The 18540-nt window shown below is 44.5% G+C and carries 16 protein-coding genes and 1 pseudogene; 7 read left to right on the top strand and 10 right to left on the bottom strand.

What is annotated here, in order from left to right; translation table 11 throughout:
* Window positions 1–3: 3 nt before the first annotated feature.
* The gene (locus GRP75_RS07650; RefSeq protein WP_023987753.1) at window positions 4–1137 is read left to right on the top strand and encodes an MGDG synthase family glycosyltransferase; all 1134 of its coding nucleotides are present in this window, start codon (window positions 4–6) and stop codon (window positions 1135–1137) included.
* A 40-nt stretch (window positions 1138–1177) separates the two neighbouring features.
* Here GRP75_RS07650 and trmB read toward each other — a convergent pair whose 3' ends face one another.
* Complete coding sequence (gene trmB / locus GRP75_RS07645; protein ID WP_023987752.1) at window positions 1178–1891, bottom strand: tRNA (guanosine(46)-N7)-methyltransferase TrmB; 714 nt, start codon at window positions 1889–1891, stop codon at window positions 1178–1180.
* Window positions 1892–1995: 104 nt separating this feature from the next.
* Window positions 1996–2193 (bottom strand): hypothetical protein, encoded by a 198-nt coding sequence (locus GRP75_RS07640; RefSeq protein ID WP_013309373.1) that lies wholly within the window; start codon window positions 2191–2193, stop codon window positions 1996–1998.
* Between the two features lie 306 nt (window positions 2194–2499).
* Between GRP75_RS07640 and mnmL the strand changes: the two genes are divergently transcribed.
* The 4 genes from mnmL (at window position 2500) to GRP75_RS07620 (ending at window position 6215) form a co-directional block, all read left to right on the top strand.
* Window positions 2500–3453: a tRNA modification radical SAM protein MnmL/YtqA gene (mnmL, locus tag GRP75_RS07635; protein WP_028542970.1), complete on the top strand. Its 954-nt coding sequence runs from the start codon at window positions 2500–2502 to the stop codon at window positions 3451–3453.
* Window positions 3454–4035 (top strand): tRNA 5-(aminomethyl)-2-thiouridylate-methyltransferase MnmM, encoded by a 582-nt coding sequence (mnmM, locus tag GRP75_RS07630; RefSeq protein WP_160789009.1) that lies wholly within the window; start codon window positions 3454–3456, stop codon window positions 4033–4035.
* 169 nt (window positions 4036–4204) lie between these two features.
* Window positions 4205–5179 carry a type I phosphomannose isomerase catalytic subunit gene (locus tag GRP75_RS07625; protein ID WP_023987749.1) on the top strand — a complete coding sequence of 325 codons (975 nt, stop codon included), beginning with the start codon at window positions 4205–4207 and terminating at the stop codon, window positions 5177–5179.
* A gap of 25 nt (window positions 5180–5204) precedes the next feature.
* Window positions 5205–6215 (top strand): alpha/beta fold hydrolase, encoded by a 1011-nt coding sequence (locus GRP75_RS07620; protein WP_160789008.1) that lies wholly within the window; start codon window positions 5205–5207, stop codon window positions 6213–6215.
* Window positions 6216–6551: 336 nt separating this feature from the next.
* Here GRP75_RS07620 and GRP75_RS07615 read toward each other — a convergent pair.
* Both GRP75_RS07615 and GRP75_RS07610 read right to left on the bottom strand, forming a co-directional pair.
* Window positions 6552–6752 (bottom strand): annotated as a pseudogene (locus GRP75_RS07615) (tRNA-binding protein); the annotation flags it as partial.
* A 146-nt stretch (window positions 6753–6898) separates the two neighbouring features.
* Window positions 6899–7243, bottom strand: a complete 345-nt coding sequence (locus GRP75_RS07610) for a winged helix-turn-helix transcriptional regulator (protein ID WP_160789007.1) — start codon at window positions 7241–7243, stop codon at window positions 6899–6901.
* Between the two features lie 198 nt (window positions 7244–7441).
* Between GRP75_RS07610 and GRP75_RS07605 the strand changes: the two genes are divergently transcribed.
* The gene (locus GRP75_RS07605) at window positions 7442–8170 is read left to right on the top strand and encodes an SDR family oxidoreductase (RefSeq protein ID WP_013308701.1); all 729 of its coding nucleotides are present in this window, start codon (window positions 7442–7444) and stop codon (window positions 8168–8170) included.
* 803 nt (window positions 8171–8973) lie between these two features.
* Here the strand turns inward: GRP75_RS07605 and GRP75_RS07600 are convergent.
* From GRP75_RS07600 to GRP75_RS07590, 3 genes are all read right to left on the bottom strand, one after another.
* The gene (locus GRP75_RS07600) at window positions 8974–9504 is read right to left on the bottom strand and encodes a YfiT family bacillithiol transferase (protein ID WP_160789006.1); all 531 of its coding nucleotides are present in this window, start codon (window positions 9502–9504) and stop codon (window positions 8974–8976) included.
* Window positions 9505–9643: 139 nt separating this feature from the next.
* A complete protein-coding gene (gene odhB / locus GRP75_RS07595; RefSeq protein WP_053324955.1) occupies window positions 9644–10942 on the bottom strand; it encodes a 2-oxoglutarate dehydrogenase complex dihydrolipoyllysine-residue succinyltransferase in 1299 nt (432 codons plus the stop codon).
* Window positions 10943–10947: 5 nt separating this feature from the next.
* Window positions 10948–13839 (bottom strand): 2-oxoglutarate dehydrogenase E1 component, encoded by a 2892-nt coding sequence (locus tag GRP75_RS07590; RefSeq protein ID WP_023987745.1) that lies wholly within the window; start codon window positions 13837–13839, stop codon window positions 10948–10950.
* Window positions 13840–14544: 705 nt separating this feature from the next.
* On the opposite strand from GRP75_RS07590, the gene GRP75_RS07585 reads away from it, so the two are divergent.
* The gene (locus GRP75_RS07585) at window positions 14545–15816 is read left to right on the top strand and encodes an MFS transporter (RefSeq protein ID WP_053324953.1); all 1272 of its coding nucleotides are present in this window, start codon (window positions 14545–14547) and stop codon (window positions 15814–15816) included.
* A 14-nt stretch (window positions 15817–15830) separates the two neighbouring features.
* Here GRP75_RS07585 and GRP75_RS30275 read toward each other — a convergent pair whose 3' ends face one another.
* From GRP75_RS30275 to GRP75_RS29570, 3 genes are all read right to left on the bottom strand, one after another.
* Window positions 15831–15953, bottom strand: a complete 123-nt coding sequence (locus tag GRP75_RS30275; RefSeq protein ID WP_272917185.1) for a hypothetical protein — start codon at window positions 15951–15953, stop codon at window positions 15831–15833.
* Window positions 15954–16249: 296 nt separating this feature from the next.
* Window positions 16250–16687, bottom strand: coding sequence for a hypothetical protein (locus tag GRP75_RS07580; RefSeq protein ID WP_160789005.1), 438 nt, complete (start codon window positions 16685–16687; stop codon window positions 16250–16252).
* A 23-nt stretch (window positions 16688–16710) separates the two neighbouring features.
* Window positions 16711–18540 (bottom strand): RHS repeat domain-containing protein (locus tag GRP75_RS29570; RefSeq protein ID WP_237448952.1); only part of this gene is annotated, 1830 nt, incomplete at its 5' end.

The following is an 18540-nucleotide window of genomic DNA, read 5'->3' as shown; positions in this document are numbered from 1 at the left end:
AGAGTGGCTAAAAAACGAGTGTTATTATTATCGGAAGGTTTCGGTGCCGGACATACTCAAGCTGCCTACGCGCTCTCAAGCAGTTTGCGGAAGCTTTCTCCGAATGTGCAGACAAGAGTGCTGGAGCTGGGGAGTTTTTTGAATCCAAGAATGGCCCCGCTTATTATTACAGCATACAAGAAGACTGTTGTATCGCAGCCTCGCCTAGTCGGATTGGTTTACCGTCATCAGTACAAAAAGTCATTAAACCGTCTTACAACGCTCGCTTTGCACCGTCTGTTCTACACGCAGACCCGAAACATTCTCCGGCAGCTTCGTCCCGATTTGGTGGTATGTACTCACCCCATCCCAAGCGCGGTAATTTCACGTTTGAAGCGCTTAGGCTTACATGTTCCGCTTTGTACTGTCATTACAGACTACGATGCACATGGAACATGGATTAGTCCCGAGGTTGACCGGTACTTTGTATCTACGCCTGAAGTCATGCGTAAGCTGCGCGCGCGCGGAGTACCCGTCTCGAAAATCCAGGTGACCGGCATTCCCGTTCATCCAAATTTTTGGGAACATCCTGGGCACGATGAAATTAGAGAACAATTTGGACTTAAACCCATCCCGACCGTACTCGTTATGGGTGGCGGCTGGGGCCTTATGAATGACGAAGTCATACATCGTTCGCTTACTCAGTGGAGAGAAAACATTCAATTTATTTTTTGTTTGGGGCATAATGATAAAATTCGTCGTAAAATGCAATTGGATCCTAGGTTTAATCATCCAAATATTCATATCTTCGGATTTACACGGGAAATCGACAAATTAATGGAGGTATCGAATCTGCTCATCACCAAACCCGGCGGAATGACATGCACCGAGGGATTGGCCAAAGGGATTCCGATGCTGTTTCACAAACCTCTCCCTGGACAGGAGGAGGAAAATTGTCAATACTTTACGGCTCAAGGCTTCGGAGAACCGATTACTTCGCTGGATGTTGTCGTTAAATGGATGAACCGACTGCTACACGATTTTCCAGAAATCGTCCGCAAGCGACAGGAGCACGTCCATAATGTAGCGCGATATTATCCTCTTCAGAGCGCACAGAGTATTCTGGATATACTGGAACCGAACAGGGTGCTTTCCTAAAAGGAAGCACCCTGTCTTATTTTATCCGTTTGATCTGTTTTTATTTCCCATACTTTTCGAGACGTGTTTTTCCGTACTCTTCCAAAGCATCTTTGCCGATCAGCACCTCGACTCGATGAATATTCATACCTTTGCCCATGAACTTTTGTTCATATTCCGTCATGACATGCTCTTCGTTGATCCCCTCACGATGAAGGTTTAACGAAATATTCGTCATCTGCAAACCGCTATCGGCAAACGAATTCAGAGAAAACTCAAACAGTGTCTCCGAATCGGTCTTAAAATGAATTTGTCCTTTGCTGTTCAAAAGCTGACGGTACTTGTCCAAAAAACGCGGATGCGTCAAACGACGACGTGCATGCTTGGCTTTAGGCCAGGGATCACTAAAATTCAGATAAATGCGTTCAATTTCTCCTGGTTCAAAAACATTCTCGATCTGTTCAATGTTTGCCAGTGCCAATTTGATATTAGGCGGCGTATCAACCTCTGAATTACTCCAGGCCAGACGAGACTTTTCTGTTGCACGGCGAACCAGCTCATCATACATATCAAAGCCAATATAGTTAACCTCCGGATTCCGGAAGCTCATTTGGCTTATAAATTGCCCTTTACCCATACCGAATTCCACATGAATGGGACGATCATTACCAAAAACCTGCTGCCATTTCCCCTTATACTGTGCCGGCTCCAAGATGACTAGATCCTGCTGTTCTTCCAGACTTTCCCGTATTCCTTTTCTTCCGCGTAAACGCATGTTACTCCTCCATATACTCTGTTATCAAGGAAAAAGGAATTTCACCCCCGCTTGAAGATACGGAAATGAAATTCCTTTTTCAATATATTTGGATTGGGGTCCAACTAATTTAATTGTTCATAGTCTACCCCATCAGCAGGTGAAAAATCAATTGTCTTTTGGCAAGCCGCTCTGATTTTTTGACGTGCGGTCGTTCCAATCTGACGATCCTGCCCAAAACGGACACCAGTCAATGCCAACGCCTCATCAAAGGTTAACTCAACAGTAACTTTATCCATACGCGTCTTATCCTGCGCATTCATAAAAGATCACCTCACGGGTTATTTGTGATGGAACCGACGTGCACTTACCCTAAAACAGGCGATAGAAACAGCATAGCTGCCTCCCTGAAGAATAATCATTAGCAACGGATAACTTTTATCTTCAGGATCGAAAACAGTCCTTTTATTGTATGTCTGGTACCGCTTACAATATAACACATTGTGTAACCTTTTTCAATCCGCAACGCCATAAAATCCGCACATTTTATTGACTTGTTCGGTCAAATGATTCCCAATGAAGACTGATTTTTGTTACAATAGGGTGATCGTAAAAAAAGGAGTACACCCATGAAAACAGATTTATTGCCTGCTCCTCTCCTGTGGGGAGATAAACGGTTCCATACTTGGAATTACGAAATGCGTGAGCAATTTCAAAATAAAGTGTTCAAAGTCATGCTGGATGCGGGTTTTACCTGTCCGAATCGCGATGGTTCCATCGCTAAAGGGGGTTGCACCTTTTGTAGCGCACGTGGATCGGGTGATTTTGCTGGGCGTCGTCGTGATGATCTGGTCACCCAGTTCAATACGATTCGGGATCGGCAGCATCTAAAATGGCCAAACGCCAAATATATTGGCTATTTCCAAGCCTACACTAATACGTATGCCCCGGTTGAGGAACTGCGAGAATACTTTGAGGTTATTCTGGAGCAGCCTGGCGTTGTCGGTCTCTCCATCGCTACACGTCCTGATTGCCTGCCTGACGATGTAGTGGATTACCTTGCCGAGCTAAACGAACGCACGTACCTGTGGGTTGAAATGGGTCTGCAAACTGTCCATGAATCGACCTCAGAGCTGATTAACCGTGCTCATGATACTCAATGCTATCTGGATGCGGTGGAAAAGCTGCGCAAGCGGAATATCCGCGTGTGCGCCCACATTATTTATGGTCTGCCCCAAGAGACGCATGAAATGATGCTCGATACGGGACGTGCAGTAGCGGCTATGGATGTGCAGGGCATCAAAATCCACCTGCTGCATCTCATGCGCAAAACGCCCATGGTCAAGCAGTATGAAGCGGGATTGCTACGCTTTCTGGAAAAGGACGAATACGTTAAGCTGATAGTTGATACGCTGGAGATTTTACCTCCCGAAATGATCGTTCATCGGTTAACCGGAGATGCCCCACGCGATTTGCTAGTGGGACCCATGTGGTCGCTTAAAAAATGGGAAGTGCTTAATGCCATCGATCATGAACTGAAGTCACGTGAAACGTGGCAGGGAAAATACTGGAGGCAACCTTAAATGGGGTTCCTATCCGTCCTGAGCTACGCTCATCAATTGGTGGCTGCGCGGGTGCAGCCAGGTGATACTGCTATAGATGCCACCGTCGGCACAGGAGCAGATACGTTGTTTCTGGCAAAAGCTGCTGGCAAACGGGGCCGTGTCTATGGCTTCGACATCCAGCAAGAAGCACTGCATTGCGCCCGTCGTCGACTGGAAGAAAACGCTTCGCCTTCATTAGCAGAAGTATCGCTACTGCTACAAGGTCACGAGCAAATGCGGGAGGCCGTTCCAGACATGCTGCATGGCAAAGTCGCTGCGGTCATGTTTAACCTCGGCTACTTGCCTTCCGAAGGTGCCGATCCGACTGTCATCACGCATACAGACAGCACGCTCGTCGCACTTGATGCTGCCTTACAATTGCTGCGACCACGCGGCATTCTGACTGCCGTACTCTATCCAGGGCATGCTGGAGGCATTGAAGAAGCAGATGCCGTTCTTCAATGGGCTTCTGCTCTCCCAGTCTCCAGCGGTCAAAGCATTATTTATCGTCAATTACAACGAGCCGCTTCGCCTTACGTAGTGGCGGTTGAAAAGAAATAATGTCGGATTTTAAACTCAGGTTATGAGCGGCTTTTTTAGCCGCCTTACATATATCATTTTTTAAGCTCGTTCGGGCGCTATTCATCCCAGTTTATTGCCCCAGCGGCACGTTATTGATTTCCCTATTCTGTTAGGTCGCACTCATTACTCATTATGGAGGAGAGAAATTATGCTAAAGCCATACCCGCTGCAATTTCAACCTGAGTTCAAAGAGAGAGTTTGGGGAGGACGGGCCTTAGAGCAATTTGGTCTAACCCCACCAGAAGGACATATCGGGGAAGGATGGATGATTGCCGATCATCCAAACGGAACAACAACGGTCATCAATGGTGAGCTGGCAGGCAAAGGACTGGATGAAATCCGCGAGACCTACGGGCAGGATTGGCTCGGGGCCAAGGGTGTATCGGAAAAAGGCGGACGATTTCCACTTTTGATCAAACTACTGGATTGTAATGATGACTTATCCGTTCAGGTGCATCCGACAGATGATTACGCAGGACTTCCAGCCGGAGAATTAGGGAAAACTGAAATGTGGTACGTGCTTGATGCCAAGCCAGATGCCAAGATTATTTATGGTCTGACCGAAGGTGTAACTCGCGAGAGTCTGCGCACAGCTCTTGAAAGTGGGGACATCCTCGGCAGTTTGCGCCAGGTTCCAGTCGAAGCAGGCGATACGTTCTTCATTCCCGCCGGAACCGTACATGCACTGTGTGCAGGCGTTGTCGTTGCTGAAATCCAGCAAAATTCGGATACTACCTATCGCTTATATGACTACAATCGCCCCGGACTAGACGGCAAGCCTCGTGAGTTGCATATCGAGGATTCCCTCAATGTAACCTCCTACGAGGGTGCAGGTGCAACAACGATGAAAACGGACGGCTTACAGCCTGGAAAATGGCTCCAGCTGGCTGCCTGTGAGTATTTTGTTGTGGAAAAGGGTATCGTAGATGGAAGTTGGGCACTTTCTACAACGGAAGACAGCTTCACCATTCTCGTGATTTGTGAAGGCAGTGGGACCATAACATGGAACAATAATACCGAGTCTCTTTCCTGTAAAGCTGGAGATTGCTTCCTGTTGCCTGCTAACCTGAGCGGTTACACGCTGAATGACGGAATGACCGTACTTAGATCTTATCTTCCTTAAAGCTTAAAGGATGTGATGTCTAATTATGCGGGAATACACCTTCACCATCGCTGAAAATGACGGAACAGAGCTTTTTGCCTACCGCTGGCTGCCTGATCAGAATTTGCCCCTTAAGGGGATTGTTCAAATTTCGCATGGTATGTGCGAGACATCCTATCGCTACATTCGACTGGCCGAAAAGCTTACTGGTTGCGGTTATGGTGTGTATGCCAACGATCATATCGGTCACGGGCGCACGGCTGGTGATCCTGATAAGCTGGGTATGCCGGGAGCTAATGCGTTTAATCGAATGGCAAACGGCATGCTGGAGCTAGGCGAAATTGCGGCTAAGGAATTCCCTGATCAGTCTCGTTTTTTGCTGGGTCACAGCATGGGGTCCTTTTTAACCCAGAAAATTATGTATGATGATCGGCAAACGTATTACGGGTTTATTTTATCGGGAACCAACGGACGACGTGGTCTCCTAAAGCTCGGAGAGCAAGTTGCTCTACTGCAAGCCAAGCTGCAAGGAATGGATCATCGCAGCATGCTGCTCAACGCCATGGTCTTTGGCGGCTTTAACCGCGCCTTTCGTCCAGTGCGTACGGCGTTTGACTGGCTGTCCCGTGATCCTGAGGAAGTAGATCAGTTCGTACATGACCCATTATGTGGAGCTATTTGCACGACAGGCTTTTTTCTGGATTTTTTCAGGCTATTGCAAGAAATCCACTGGCCTTCCTCGCTGAAACACATCAATCCCAAACTGCCAGTTTATATTTTTGCCGGGGATCGTGATCCAGTGGGTTTGTTCGGTAAAGGTGTATTGTCACTAGTGGAAATGTATCGAAGCCTAGAGCTTCAGGACATGGAGTATCGCCTCTATCCTGGCGGTCGCCATGAGATGCTGCATGAAACAAACCGCGACGAGGTGATGAGTGACATCGTGGACTGGCTCGACCGTCATGTTAACACAGGGGTGACCTCTGTTTCCGCATTGTCTGGAGCCTCCGAGGCACCTGAACAATCAACCTCGTCCAAGTGTCAAAAGAAAATATAGTACTAGACTGGGTGTCCGTATTCCATTCGACTTTTCGAATTGTTCCCCCCCAGACTTCATAAAATAAGTTTTAGACTGACCTTAAAAATTGGAACAGCGACAGCCAAGGACGAGAAAATAAAGTCCTAGACTGTCGCTGTTTCATTGAACTAACGTTCCCCGTTAGCTTAATGACCTCAAATATGAAAATTTCTAAAGAGTCCATATAAGAACGAACAATTCCAATTACTTATAATTGAGAACAAGAAAGGGTGGTAATAACAAATCATACAGGGTTATTTAAGAAATTAAAACCCACCGTAAGGTTGTCGCCTTGCACGGTGGGTTTTGCCTTTATTATCTGATTTGCGTTCCGTTGGGTAGATCGAAATCCGGCTTTAACAGCACGACATCTCCCTGTTCAGGCAGTCCGCCCAGAACCAAAACTTCCGAATTGAATCCCGCTATGCGGCGCGGTGGAAAATTGACGACGCCTACGATTTGTTTTCCGACGATATTTTCAGCCGCATATCTCTTGGTGATTTGCGCACTGGAACTCAGTTCGCATCTTACATATTAATTTCATCCGCATTCACTGAAACAAATATAAAGCACCAGCTTCAAAGAGATTCTTCTTTGGTTCGTCATATCTATCGGCAGAGAGTAAGTATACGGCTATCCACTAAGACTTCCCGATCGCAGACTTAGGATAGAAACTCTTTTCCCCATACTCTTATAGAATCGATGATACTCGACAATTTATTTCCTTGTTCAGTGAGGAAGTATTCTACTTTGGGTGGCACAGTGTCATCTACTATCCTCTTCACAATTCCATCCGCCTCGAGTTCCCTGAGTTGTAAAGTCAGCATCCGTTGTGAAATCCCTGGTATTAATCGTTTAAGTTCATTAAATCTGACCGATTTTTCGGATAAAATGTCGATAATGATTCCCTTCCATTTTCCTCCTATCATATGTAAAGCCATTTCAACAGGGCAGGCCCTTATAACATCTTCACTGCAATCGCCATATTCTTTTAATCCATATCCCATATTGCCACTCCATTCATTAAGTTACAAAAATGTGCGTACTTACAAGTATCAATCATTTCCACTATATTAACTATATCAGAAATGAAAGGAGATATGTCTCGATTACAATGAGAGAATCTAAATAGCAGTGACAAATATAAGAATTAAATACATTTTCGTAGGTACAGGTTTTAGAAAATAGATTAGGGAGGCAATTTTATGAATAAATCCAAGATCGTATTAATTACAGGTGGCAACAAAGGTATTGGTTTTGAGACAGCAAGACAATTGGGAAACATGGGGTATGAGATTTTAATAGGAGCAAGAAGCGAAGAAAAAGGACATGAGGCCGTAACGTTTTTAGAAACGGAGAATATTAAAGCTAAAACGGTGGTTCTTGATGTCACAAACCCCAGCTCCGTTCTCTCCGCAGTAGAATGGATTGAACAAGAATATGGATACCTTGATATCTTGATTAATAATGCAGGCGTGTTTTTTGAAGGCAACACACCTCCAAGTGAACTGGAACTGTCCGTTCTCAAGAATACATATGAGACAAACGTTTTCGGCGTATTTTCTGTCACTAAAGCAATACTTCCATTGCTCAAAAAATCTTCTGCCGGAAGAATCGTAAATCTTTCCAGCGGATTAGGTTCCTTAACTTTGAATTCAGACCCAACGTCGGAATTTTATAATGTGAATTCGCTCGCCTACAATAGTTCCAAAACGGCTGTAAATGCTTTAACTGTTTTCTTTGCTAAAGAATTAAGAGATACTCCTATTAAAATCAACTCGGTTTGCCCTGGATTTACAGCTACCGATTTAAATGGTAATAGTGGCTATCGCACAGTCGAACAAGCAGCTTCCAGTGTAGTTAAGCTTGCCACAATCAATAATGATGGTCCAACTGGTAGCTTTTTTGATGAAAATGGAGTTGTGCCTTGGTAAAAACACAGGGAATAAGTTAGCTTTAATATCCAAAAATTCCGATATAAATATTTCTAATACATCAACTTATCCGTACCATTTTACCCGGGCAGTTTCTGAGTATTCCGTAAAGCTATTTGGAGAAAGGTATCCTTTTGTTTGATCATACCAGCGGCTGCGCATATACTGAAGACCTGTTACCCCGTCCCACTCTCCAGAGTAGCGGAATAGATTCTCTGTGTAGTCAACGGCTATAAGGACTTGTTCATGTCCATTATCGGCAATAGGGTCAAATTCTTGTACCTGACCAAGGACATGAACTTGACCCTTTAAAATGAAAAAAACGCGCCTAGCGCGGGTTTCTATAGGGCTATGTTCTTTCTCCTCTGACCCGAGTGACGAGCATTCGAAGTTGCCATACCTTAGGCGGAAGCCGTCATATCATGAATAGTTATTGGTTTCCCTGCAACGCCAATCCAATCTCCCAAAAGAGTTAATACTTGAACGTGTAATAACTTTGCAATCAGCGTTCTACAATCCAGTATTGTAATTTTATATTGATTGCTAAGTTGAATATGTATTTAAACTAACCTGCCCGTTAGCGTAATGAAGCACCCGCCAGTCTAATTCTTTATTTTCTCAGTCTACAACTTTATTTTCCGAGTCTAACACTTTATTTTTCAGTCTAATACTTTATTTTCTTCTGACACCAAGTCATCAGCCTTGTGAGGAAATAAGAAAAGAAACCTTTAAAACCACGATTAAAGTGGAATTGAAGGTTTCTTTTTATTCCTTTATATTTCATTCGGGTATAGTTTTAAAAATCACCATGCATTTCGTTCTCTCAAGGAAGTAATATGAGCTGTATGATGCTTGCCATGCCAGGCATAGATGCCGATGTTTCGCTCCAGGCGGATCGTCTGGCCCGATTCAGGATGAATAAACGATCGGTGCAGCTGATCCTCTCCCAACGATCGCAACACGGTCACCCACCGTTCATGCAATCCTTCCAGCAGTTGCAACGAAGGTTCCAGCGGAAGCTCCCTGGCGTCTGGTATTTCGTCCCAACGCCCTTCATCATATGGCTTGATCGTCGGCGTATCCTCCGTCAGTGCCAGCTTAAAACGGATATAGCTGTTCATATGGCTGTCTGCCACATGATGAACTACCTGCCGAATCGTCCAGCCCCCTTCGCGATAAGGCGTATTTAGCTGCTGCTCATTCAGTCCTTCGACCGCCCGACGTAGCTGTGCAGGCAATTCAGCAATGTCGTGAATCCATGCGATAAGCTGTTCTTCTGTAATGGTATCTGGAACAACGAATGATCCTATCGGGTAGCGCAAGTCTTTGTCCAAAACAGTTCCCGCCCTTCTCTACATTTACTGCCTGTAATGTCAGTCGCCTTATGTTATAACTATGCAGGAAAAAAAGCAGACTCGCAAGAGTCTGCTTTTGTCATACACGTAAAGAGGAGATACACTTGCCCGATTTATTTTATCCTTCCAGTAACAATGATTCCGGATCTTCCAGCAATTCTTTGACCGTTACCAGGAAACGAACCGCCTCACTACCATCAATAATCCGGTGATCGTAGGACAACGCGATATACATCATCGGACGATTTTCCATTCGTTCCTCGTCGATGGCAATCGGGCGAAGTTGGATTTTATGCATTCCCAAAATACCCACTTGCGGCGTATTGAGAATCGGCGTAGACAGCAGGGAACCAAAAATACCTCCATTGGTTATAGTAAACGTTCCCCCTTGCAAGTCGGCCAGAGAAAGTGAATTGGAGCGAGCTTTGCCAGCCAAATCTGCAATGCTCTTCTCGATCTCAGCAAAGCCGAGACGATCAGCATCCCTTACAACTGGCACGACCAAACCTTCCTTGGCAGATACAGCGATCCCGATATCATAGTATTTTTTCAGTACGATATCATCGCCATTAATTTCTGCATTCACGGTAGGGAAGCGCTTGAGTGCACCAACCACTGCCTTTGTAAAGAAGGACATAAAACCCAAGCCTACATCATGTTTTTCCTTAAACTTATCTTTACGGCGTTTACGCACATCGAGAATGGCGGTCATATCCACTTCATTAAAAGTGGTGAGCATGGCAGCTGTTTGCTGTGCTTCAACAAGACGCTTAGCGATCGTCGCTCTGCGTCGAGACATCCGCTGGCGTTCCACAGGCTTGCTGTACTCCGTTTGAGCTGGAGACGGAGGCGCAGGCTTGCTAGTAGCGGGAGACGTAGGTACAGATGCTGCACGTGACACTTCAGCGCTGTTATGCGTTTTTACGTCCTCCTGGAAAACACGTCCGAGCGGGTCCTTTCCCTGTACCTGTTCAAGATCAATCCCGCGCTCACGCGCCAACTTCCGGGCGGATGGTGATGCCGTCTGGCCATTCCCGTCGCCATTCGATGAAATAGGCGGTGCAGACTTTTCTTCTGCTTTAACGCCGCCTCCTACGGAAGACGGTGAAGTCGCTACGGACGGTGCTTCAGGCGCTTGAGTCGCTGCAACTTCTCCAGCACCGGTTGATTCCGCATCACCACTGCCGCTTCCGATCAAGCCAACAGCTTCACCGATGACCACAGTATCTCCCTCCTGACGAAGGATTTTCTGGACCACACCTGCTTCTTCCGCACTAATTTCCAGATTAACCTTATCGGTTTCCAGCTCCAGTAGAACATCTCCCTGTCCTACGGAATCCCCTTCCTTCACAAGCCATTTGGAGATTGTTCCTTCCGTGATGGATTCTCCCATTGCTGGCACTATAATATCGCTCACAGCCGCTACCTCCCAAGTGTAATATTGTTTTTGGAATCCTGCTTCAACGCCGATTGAATAATTCGCTGTTGTTCTAGGCTGTGTACTTGCTGATAACCGCTGGCCGGGCTTGAACGATCTGGTCTGCCTGCGTAACGAATTTCCGCTCCCTGTGGCACTACATTCCGCAGACGAGGTTCAATGTAACTCCAAGCCCCCATATTTTTAGGTTCTTCCTGAGCCCATACGAACTCCTTAACATGCGGGAAGCGGCCGAAAATATTCCGAATTTCCTCTTCCGGGAAAGGGTATAGCTGCTCCACACGAATAATATGCAGACGCTCTTCTGCCTCATTCTTATCCTTTTCCAATGCTTCTTCGAGATCAATGGCAATCTTTCCACTGCACAGTACAATGCGCTCTACACGATCCGGACGTGCACCCAGACCAGGCTGTTCCAACACAGGACGGAATGCTCCTTCACTGAATTCGGAAGCAGGCGAAGCGACACGATTATTACGAATCAGGCTCTTCGGCGACATCATCACAAGCGGGCGGGCTTCCTCACTTTCGCTTAATGCAGCCTGACGGCGCAGCAGATGGAAATACTGAGAGGCACTGCTCAAATTAGCGACAGTCCAGTTATTTTGTGCGGACAACTGGAGAAAACGCTCCAGACGTGCGCTCGTGTGCTCTGGTCCTTGTCCTTCGCTACCATGCGGTAACAGCATCACCAGACTCGATTTCTGTCTCCATTTAGCACGGCCCGCAGAAATGAATTGGTCAAAAATAACCTGTGCACAGTTGGCAAAATCGCCGAATTGCGCTTCCCAAATCACTAACGTTTCAGGAGAATACACGTTATAGCCGTATTCAAAACCGAGGACAGATGCCTCAGACAATGGACTGTTATGAATACTGAACGAAGCACGTGCTTCCGGCAAAGTATGCAACGGGCAATGTGTACGGCCTGTTTCAGGCTCATGCAGCACGAGGTTACGGTGAGCAAATGTAGCTCGCTCCGCATCCTGACCTGTCATACGAATAGGCTTGCCGTCTGCAAGAATGGTGGCCAAAGCCAGCGTCTCCGCCAAGCTCCAATCTACCTTTTCTCCCTCGTTCAGAGCGGTTTTTCTACGCTGTAAAATTCGATCCAGCTTCGGATATACATGAAAAGCCTGTGGCCATTTGAGCAAGTTTTCATTGATTTGGCGCAGCTTTTTCAATTCCACTGCAGTACGTACCATAGAACTCTGATTCTTTTTCGCCTTCACAGGAGTCATTTCCGGCTCTTGTTCCGGTTGATTCTTCACATGCTCATGCGCTTCCTTCAGTCTGGTTTGGACCTTTTCAATGAGGCCGGCACTAAACGCTTCATCCACAACCCCCTGCTTCATCAGCTTTTGAGTATACAATTTGCTCACCGTCGGATGATTCTTCACCTTACGATATACCAGCGGTTGTGTTGTTTCCGGGTCATCGGATTCATTGTGACCATAACGACGGTAACCAATCAGATCAATCAGAAAATCCTTCTTGAAACGATTGCGGTATTCGCCAGCCATACGAGCAGCTGCAATACAAGCTTCGGGATTATCCGCGTTCACATGCACAATTGGAATTTCATAGCCTTTAGCCAGATCACTGGCATAACGGGTCGAACGGGAATCGACACTTTCCGTTGTAAAACCCAGACGATTATTCACAATAATATGGACCGTGCCGCCATTACGGAAGCCACGCAAATTAGTGAAATTAAGTGATTCTGCCACGATACCTTCACCTGGGAAAGCCGCATCACCGTGCATAATAATTGTAGCTGCCTTGCTCACATCCAGCTTCGGATAACCAGCCTCACTGCGGTCTTCCTGTGCAGCTCGTGAAAATCCTTGTACCACTGGATTCACATATTCCAGGTGACTTGGGTTATTCGCCAATGTCAGACGGGCCTGCACCGCTCCCCCATCTTTTACAAAACGATCAGCACCCAGATGATATTTCACATCGCCAGTCCAGCCATAGTTAATTCCTGTGGAACCTTCCGACGGGATCAAATCTTTATTCGGCGAATGATGAAATTCAGAGAAAATTTTACTGTAAGGCTTGCCCAGCACATGAGCCAGTACATTCAAACGGCCGCGATGCGCCATACCCATCAGGACATGACTTGCTCCTGCATTTGTGGTTAGACGAATAATCTCGTCGAGTACAGGGACAAGCACATCATTACCCTCAATCGAAAAACGTTTCTGTCCGACGAATGTTTTATGCAAAAACTCTTCGAACTGTTCTACTTCTACCAATCTGCCCAGCAACGACTTGCGTTCCTGTGTTGTAAGTGGCTTGGAGGACCAGCCAGATTCTGCATAGCTGTTCAGCCAGCGGCGTTCCTCCTCGTTGTGAATATGACTAAATTCATAGGCAATCGGTCCTGTGTATGCTACACGTAACCGTTGAATGGCTTCCCATCCGTTAAGTGTTCCCGCAGGAGCGTTATCCCATATTAAAGAGGCTGGAAAAGCCTTCAAGTCTTGTTCAGTTAAACCGTAAGATGCTGGATTAAGCAGGCGTGTATCCTGCTCTGCATCCAGTTCCAGCGGATCGATTTGGGCGGCTAAATGTCCGTATTCACGGATATTCCACACCATTTTCCCTGCTGTAACCGCTTTCTGCAATGTGTTCGAGTCAAGGTGCCCCAAAGCACTTGTGGGGGGGCCTTGCAATTTGTTGTCTATCATGGAAGCAGCCGAGTATTCGGATTGTGGCGGCTCACCCCATTGATCAAACAGCTCGCGGTAAGCCGGATCAACTGTTCCGGGGTCCGCTACATACTTTTCATACTGGTCCTGCACATAACCTAGATTAGGTCCGTAATACGCCTGCCAAGGTACCTGTCTGCTGCTCTCTTCCATTGTCATCTCGTTCCCTCCGTCAAATTTTGAAATTCATAGCTGGACGGAAATCATTTTCATTTTTTTATTAAGTCTTCAATTTAAGTTGTTCACAATATGCTCACATTATATGAAATCCTTCATCAAAAGTCGAATTTCACAATTCTTATTCCTCTTCCATTGTATAAAGTTTTCTAGCTATGAGCATTTCCTTTTTCTCAACATATCCATGCGTAAATGAGATGAATCGGGCTATTCTGTAATTCTTACACCCTCATTATAGACGATTACCGTATTGATTATTTCAGACAACATATCGGACAATTAAAAGAAGCCATTCCACAAAAAGAAGAAACGCTTTGATTGGTATAAAAAAGTAATCGCTACAAATGGCGAGGATTTAGCTTCATTAAGATTGAAGACTGACACCCATTTGTGAGTCAGACTCAAACACCTAGCAACTTAAATAACCAGCCGTCGGATATCAACCGACGGCTGGTTATTTAAGTTTATGTTGCTCCTCATACTACGCCAAACCATTTTGAAAACAACTTCCCAGTCCACCCCAATATGATTACGTTAACAGCAGAATTTAAAAGCAAAGGGGCTGATACGTTGCAAATCCAAACTTAAAGTGACATTAAAGTCACTTTTCTGTACAATATTCCTACTTTTCACTATTATTTTACTTAGGCATCTAAAAACCGCTTTGAAAGCGAAAGGGATGGAACTGTGACTGGATTAAAACAAGTACTCAGAAACAAGAATTATGTCAGGTTTTTTCTGGCAACCTTCGCCTCACAAATGGGAGGAATTATCGGGGTTACTGCATTCATGTTTTATTTGTTGAAACGGTTTACAAATCAGCCATACTATGCAACGCTTGCCGAGTTAATGTATTCGCTTCCGATGCTGGTAGTATTTCTCGTGGTTGGAGTGCTAGCAGATCGGATGGACCGACAAAAAATTGCTGTTAATTGTGACTGGATCAGCGCTTTTTTATCCTTATGTTTGCTTATTTTTATTTGGGTCGATTCGATTCCTTTGATATTTGCCCTCCTCTTCATCCGTAGTGCTGCCTCCAAATTTTTCTTTCCAGCCGAAAGTGCCATTATACAGGGGATATTAAACGAAGAGGATTACACCATTGCCGCAGGCCTCAATCAAATGATGGGGAGTCTTTTCATGTTATTTGGAGGAACTCTAGGGGCCGTCGTTTACTGGCACTTTGGAATTACTGGAGCCATCCTAATTGATGCTGTTTCTTTTATTGTGTCTGCACTGCTTATTCGTTCCTGCAAAATTCCAAAGGAAGTACGCCTTCCGAACGGAGCACATCAATTCAAACAATTAAAATTCAAACTTGTCATGATCGATTTTAAACAAGGGTTTCTTTACATATTACGCAACAGACTATTGCTTTGGTTGGTTTCAGGCTTTTTCATGTTTGGTATTTTAAATGGTGGTTTTAGCGTTTTACCGATGTTTATTCTTAAATATAAGCTAGCTCCAGACAACTATGAGCAGTATATGGTATGGACAGGTATTATTTTTGGAGCTGGTGTGTTGCTTGGTACCCTAATCGCATCTCTCATCTCCGCCAAGCTAAAGCTACACCAAATGATTGCAGCGGGAGTTCTGGTAGCCGGAATGGGTATGTGCACACTTGGATTTGTTAACCACCTCTATGCTTTTCTGATTATCAACTTTGTCATTGCACTGATACTTCCGTTCATTAACATTGGTATAGGAGGATGGCTTCCTCGTATTGTAGATCCTCAAATGATGGGACGAGTGCAAGGTTTGATTAATCCGTTAATGATGCTGTCCCAGTCTCTTACATTAGGTTTCATTGCTGTAAGCTTCCCTTCATTTATTCCAATTGAGCTCTTGTTTTTATTAGTTGGGGTCTGTACCGTTATTGTAGGAATATACTACACTATTGTGCTTCCCCGTTATGCTGATTACAGCACTTCTTCTAAAGCCCTTCAGGAATCTTTATAGGCAAATTAAAAAAGTCATACAGCAGACCATTCCGCCAACGATTGTTGAATTTCCACTTCTGCCTCCGAATCCAATGCAGAGGTGGCTTTATCCATATCTCCTCTCAAATGCTCCACAAGTACATACATTCGTTGCATACGACTAGCTCGTCAAAACCCAGTAGAGACAAGAGCGATAGGGTATATAATATTCAAAAAAAAACGCCCGGCAGACACATTAGCTGCATCAGCAGGACATTTTGATAAAAATCGGAGTAGCGGGATTCGAACCCACGACCATAAAAAGAAACCACATGCAAGAGTTTTACATGTGGTTAATATAGAAAACCATAATTATTATTATCTTCCTCTAATCCCTTTAAAATCTCTTACTATTTCCTTATATGGATTTAGGCAAAACTTCATTCCTACTAGGCATCACAATCCATTATGGTTCATTCAATTATTTCACTTTTTTTAGCTACTATACCTGATAGTTTATTTCCTGATAGCAAGTAGCTTATTCCACTTTGCGATACTTCTAGTTCTACGTTACTTTTTCTCGATAACCAGATAATATATCCATCCTCAAGTTGTTCAATGACTACATCACCATCAATTGAAGATATCTCGAAAGAAGGTGTCCCATCAATCCATTCGTCAAGATGAAAATATGTTGAAATTCCATTTTTGAAACTCTTTGGACAAATACATTCAATCTCTCCGAGTTGCCCTTTCTCATTTAGCCAAATGCAACATCCATTGCCAAGCTGGGTAGGTTTACAATCATCCGTCATATTATCTGTGACAATATTGTAGGTTTCAATAGACGGAGTGTATGTGCATGACACCCTAGAGGTACCGTGGTTTGTATCAATCTCTTTTAATAACACTACTAAAGTTCTCCTTCCGCTCTTTATTTGAAACTGCCAGGTTGAACTCCAACAATCTCTTTACTTGTTGGATTGACATAGACCTTAGTACCAGTTGATGGATTAGTATATATCACGCTTCCTGGCTCACCCGGAGTTGGCTTTTTACTAAGTGCTGTTGTGATATCATCTGGCATAATATCTTTGCGACCTGACTTAAATAGCCTATTGTAAGCATGTTGATTCATTTTGAATCCTTGGCCACCGACTTCAACACCATTCTCCATCCACTTATCAAATACAGGCCGTCTGGTCGCCCTTAACTCAGCATTTCCATCTGCACTGAAAATTTTGGCTTTAGCTTGTCCTGTGCTCCTACTATTACTAGGTCCAAACATGGAACCCACAGTACCAACAAGACCAGAGGACTCATAAACATATCCTGTAATATAAGCACTATAAGCCTCTAGTAGGTAACTCTTAGCCCAATCCGCCTTTTTTTTACTATTTCCATAAGGGCTTGTTTGGGTCGCTAATCCAAATAAAAATTTAAATTCATTGTTATTGTCATTATACACAGGAGCAAAAATACTACCTATTTCTTCTCTCCACAGCCAATAATCGGCCTGTTTTTTAGAATGTACGTCCTTCATAGCTAGTTCTAATTCATATTTAAACTGTTCCAAAGGTCCTGTTGAAATATAATGCCCGCTAGGATCAATATATTTCAACGGATTGTTTTGGACATACGTATACAAATTCAAACTCAATGTATCATTAATTTCCCCATCGTACGTATCTTCATTAATAAACCTTCCACTATCAGGATCATACCATCTGGCACGTAGGTATTGCAGTTCTGTTGTATCATCCCACAGTTCGCCAGAGTAACGGAATGGATTGTGGACTTTTTCTTCCTTGACCTCTTCATTACCCCAAATATCATATTGATATTGATTCAGCAACGCTCCGGAGGAATCCCTGATTTCAATAATATCTCCGTGACCATTATAGACGGGATAGGCTTTGGTTTGATCCGCATAGGCTATAGCCTCTAATTTCAGACCTCGAATATAATTGGCTTTTAAAACAGGTTTTCCATTTTCAATCGTAGCTTCTGCTATAATTTGAGCACTGTTTCCATCATAGTAGTAACGGATATGAACGCCTTCCTGTATACGGTCTGTCAGTAATCCATCCCCGTTGTATTGGTACTCTACGAGCTTTCCATTGACCTTGACTTGAGTCAATCGGTTCTGATCGTCAAAGCTGTTCTCCCTCGGCTTCGTATGCGGAGTTCTCTCCGTTTCCATCGTAAGACGATTCCCTCTGGCATCATAAGAATAAGCATCCTGATTTTCGGTGGAGGTAGCAATCCGATTCAGCTTATCGTACGTAAAGGCATCCTCTACACCATTTTGAGTGCGTTTCGTGATATTTTTACCTGGATCGTAGCTATATTGAAAGCTATTCGTTTCCGCATCAGATCGTGTGTACTTTAATTCAACTAACTCAATCCCGTTATATTTGTTTTGCTGGCGATAATCATTTGCAGATACGGTTGTGTCCAGCAATCCATTTTTGGTATAGGAATATTCCGAAACAGGCTTATCTTTTATATTGCCTACAGTTTTCAATCTGTTCAATTGATCATACGTGTAGTTTACTTGCTCGCCAAATGGTCCTGTCATTTCGGTTCGATTCCCATTAGCATCATACTGATTGGAGAGCTTTAAACCATCTGGGTAAGACAAGGTATCTAATTGCTCCGTATACGGATCATACGCATAGGATGTTGTACCCGTCTGATCTGTCATACTTAGTCGTTTGCCTGCAGCATCGTATACGTAGCTGACCGTCTCATCTTTTCCTAC

Source organism: Paenibacillus sp. OT2-17 (assembly GCF_009827695.1).
Lineage (GTDB): Bacteria > Bacillota > Bacilli > Paenibacillales > Paenibacillaceae > Paenibacillus > Paenibacillus polymyxa_B.
This window is presented reverse-complemented; position numbering and strand designations above follow the sequence as displayed.

Excerpts from the sequence above, each read along its gene's own strand:
- trmB (WP_023987752.1), bottom strand. The coding sequence starts at position 1,891 with ATGCGTTTACGCGGAAGAAAAGGAATACGGGAAAGTCTGGAAGAACAG.
- GRP75_RS07640 (WP_013309373.1), bottom strand. The coding sequence starts at position 2,193 with ATGAATGCGCAGGATAAGACGCGTATGGATAAAGTTACTGTTGAGTTA.
- mnmL (WP_028542970.1), top strand. The coding sequence starts at position 2,500 with ATGAAAACAGATTTATTGCCTGCTCCTCTCCTGTGGGGAGATAAACGG.
- mnmM (WP_160789009.1), top strand. The coding sequence starts at position 3,454 with ATGGGGTTCCTATCCGTCCTGAGCTACGCTCATCAATTGGTGGCTGCG.
- GRP75_RS07625 (WP_023987749.1), top strand. The coding sequence starts at position 4,205 with ATGCTAAAGCCATACCCGCTGCAATTTCAACCTGAGTTCAAAGAGAGA.
- GRP75_RS07620 (WP_160789008.1), top strand. The coding sequence starts at position 5,205 with ATGCGGGAATACACCTTCACCATCGCTGAAAATGACGGAACAGAGCTT.
- GRP75_RS07610 (WP_160789007.1), bottom strand. The coding sequence starts at position 7,243 with ATGGGATATGGATTAAAAGAATATGGCGATTGCAGTGAAGATGTTATA.
- GRP75_RS07605 (WP_013308701.1), top strand. The coding sequence starts at position 7,442 with ATGAATAAATCCAAGATCGTATTAATTACAGGTGGCAACAAAGGTATT.
- GRP75_RS07590 (WP_023987745.1), bottom strand. The coding sequence starts at position 13,839 with ATGACAATGGAAGAGAGCAGCAGACAGGTACCTTGGCAGGCGTATTAC.
- GRP75_RS30275 (WP_272917185.1), bottom strand. The coding sequence starts at position 15,953 with ATGCAACGAATGTATGTACTTGTGGAGCATTTGAGAGGAGATATGGAT.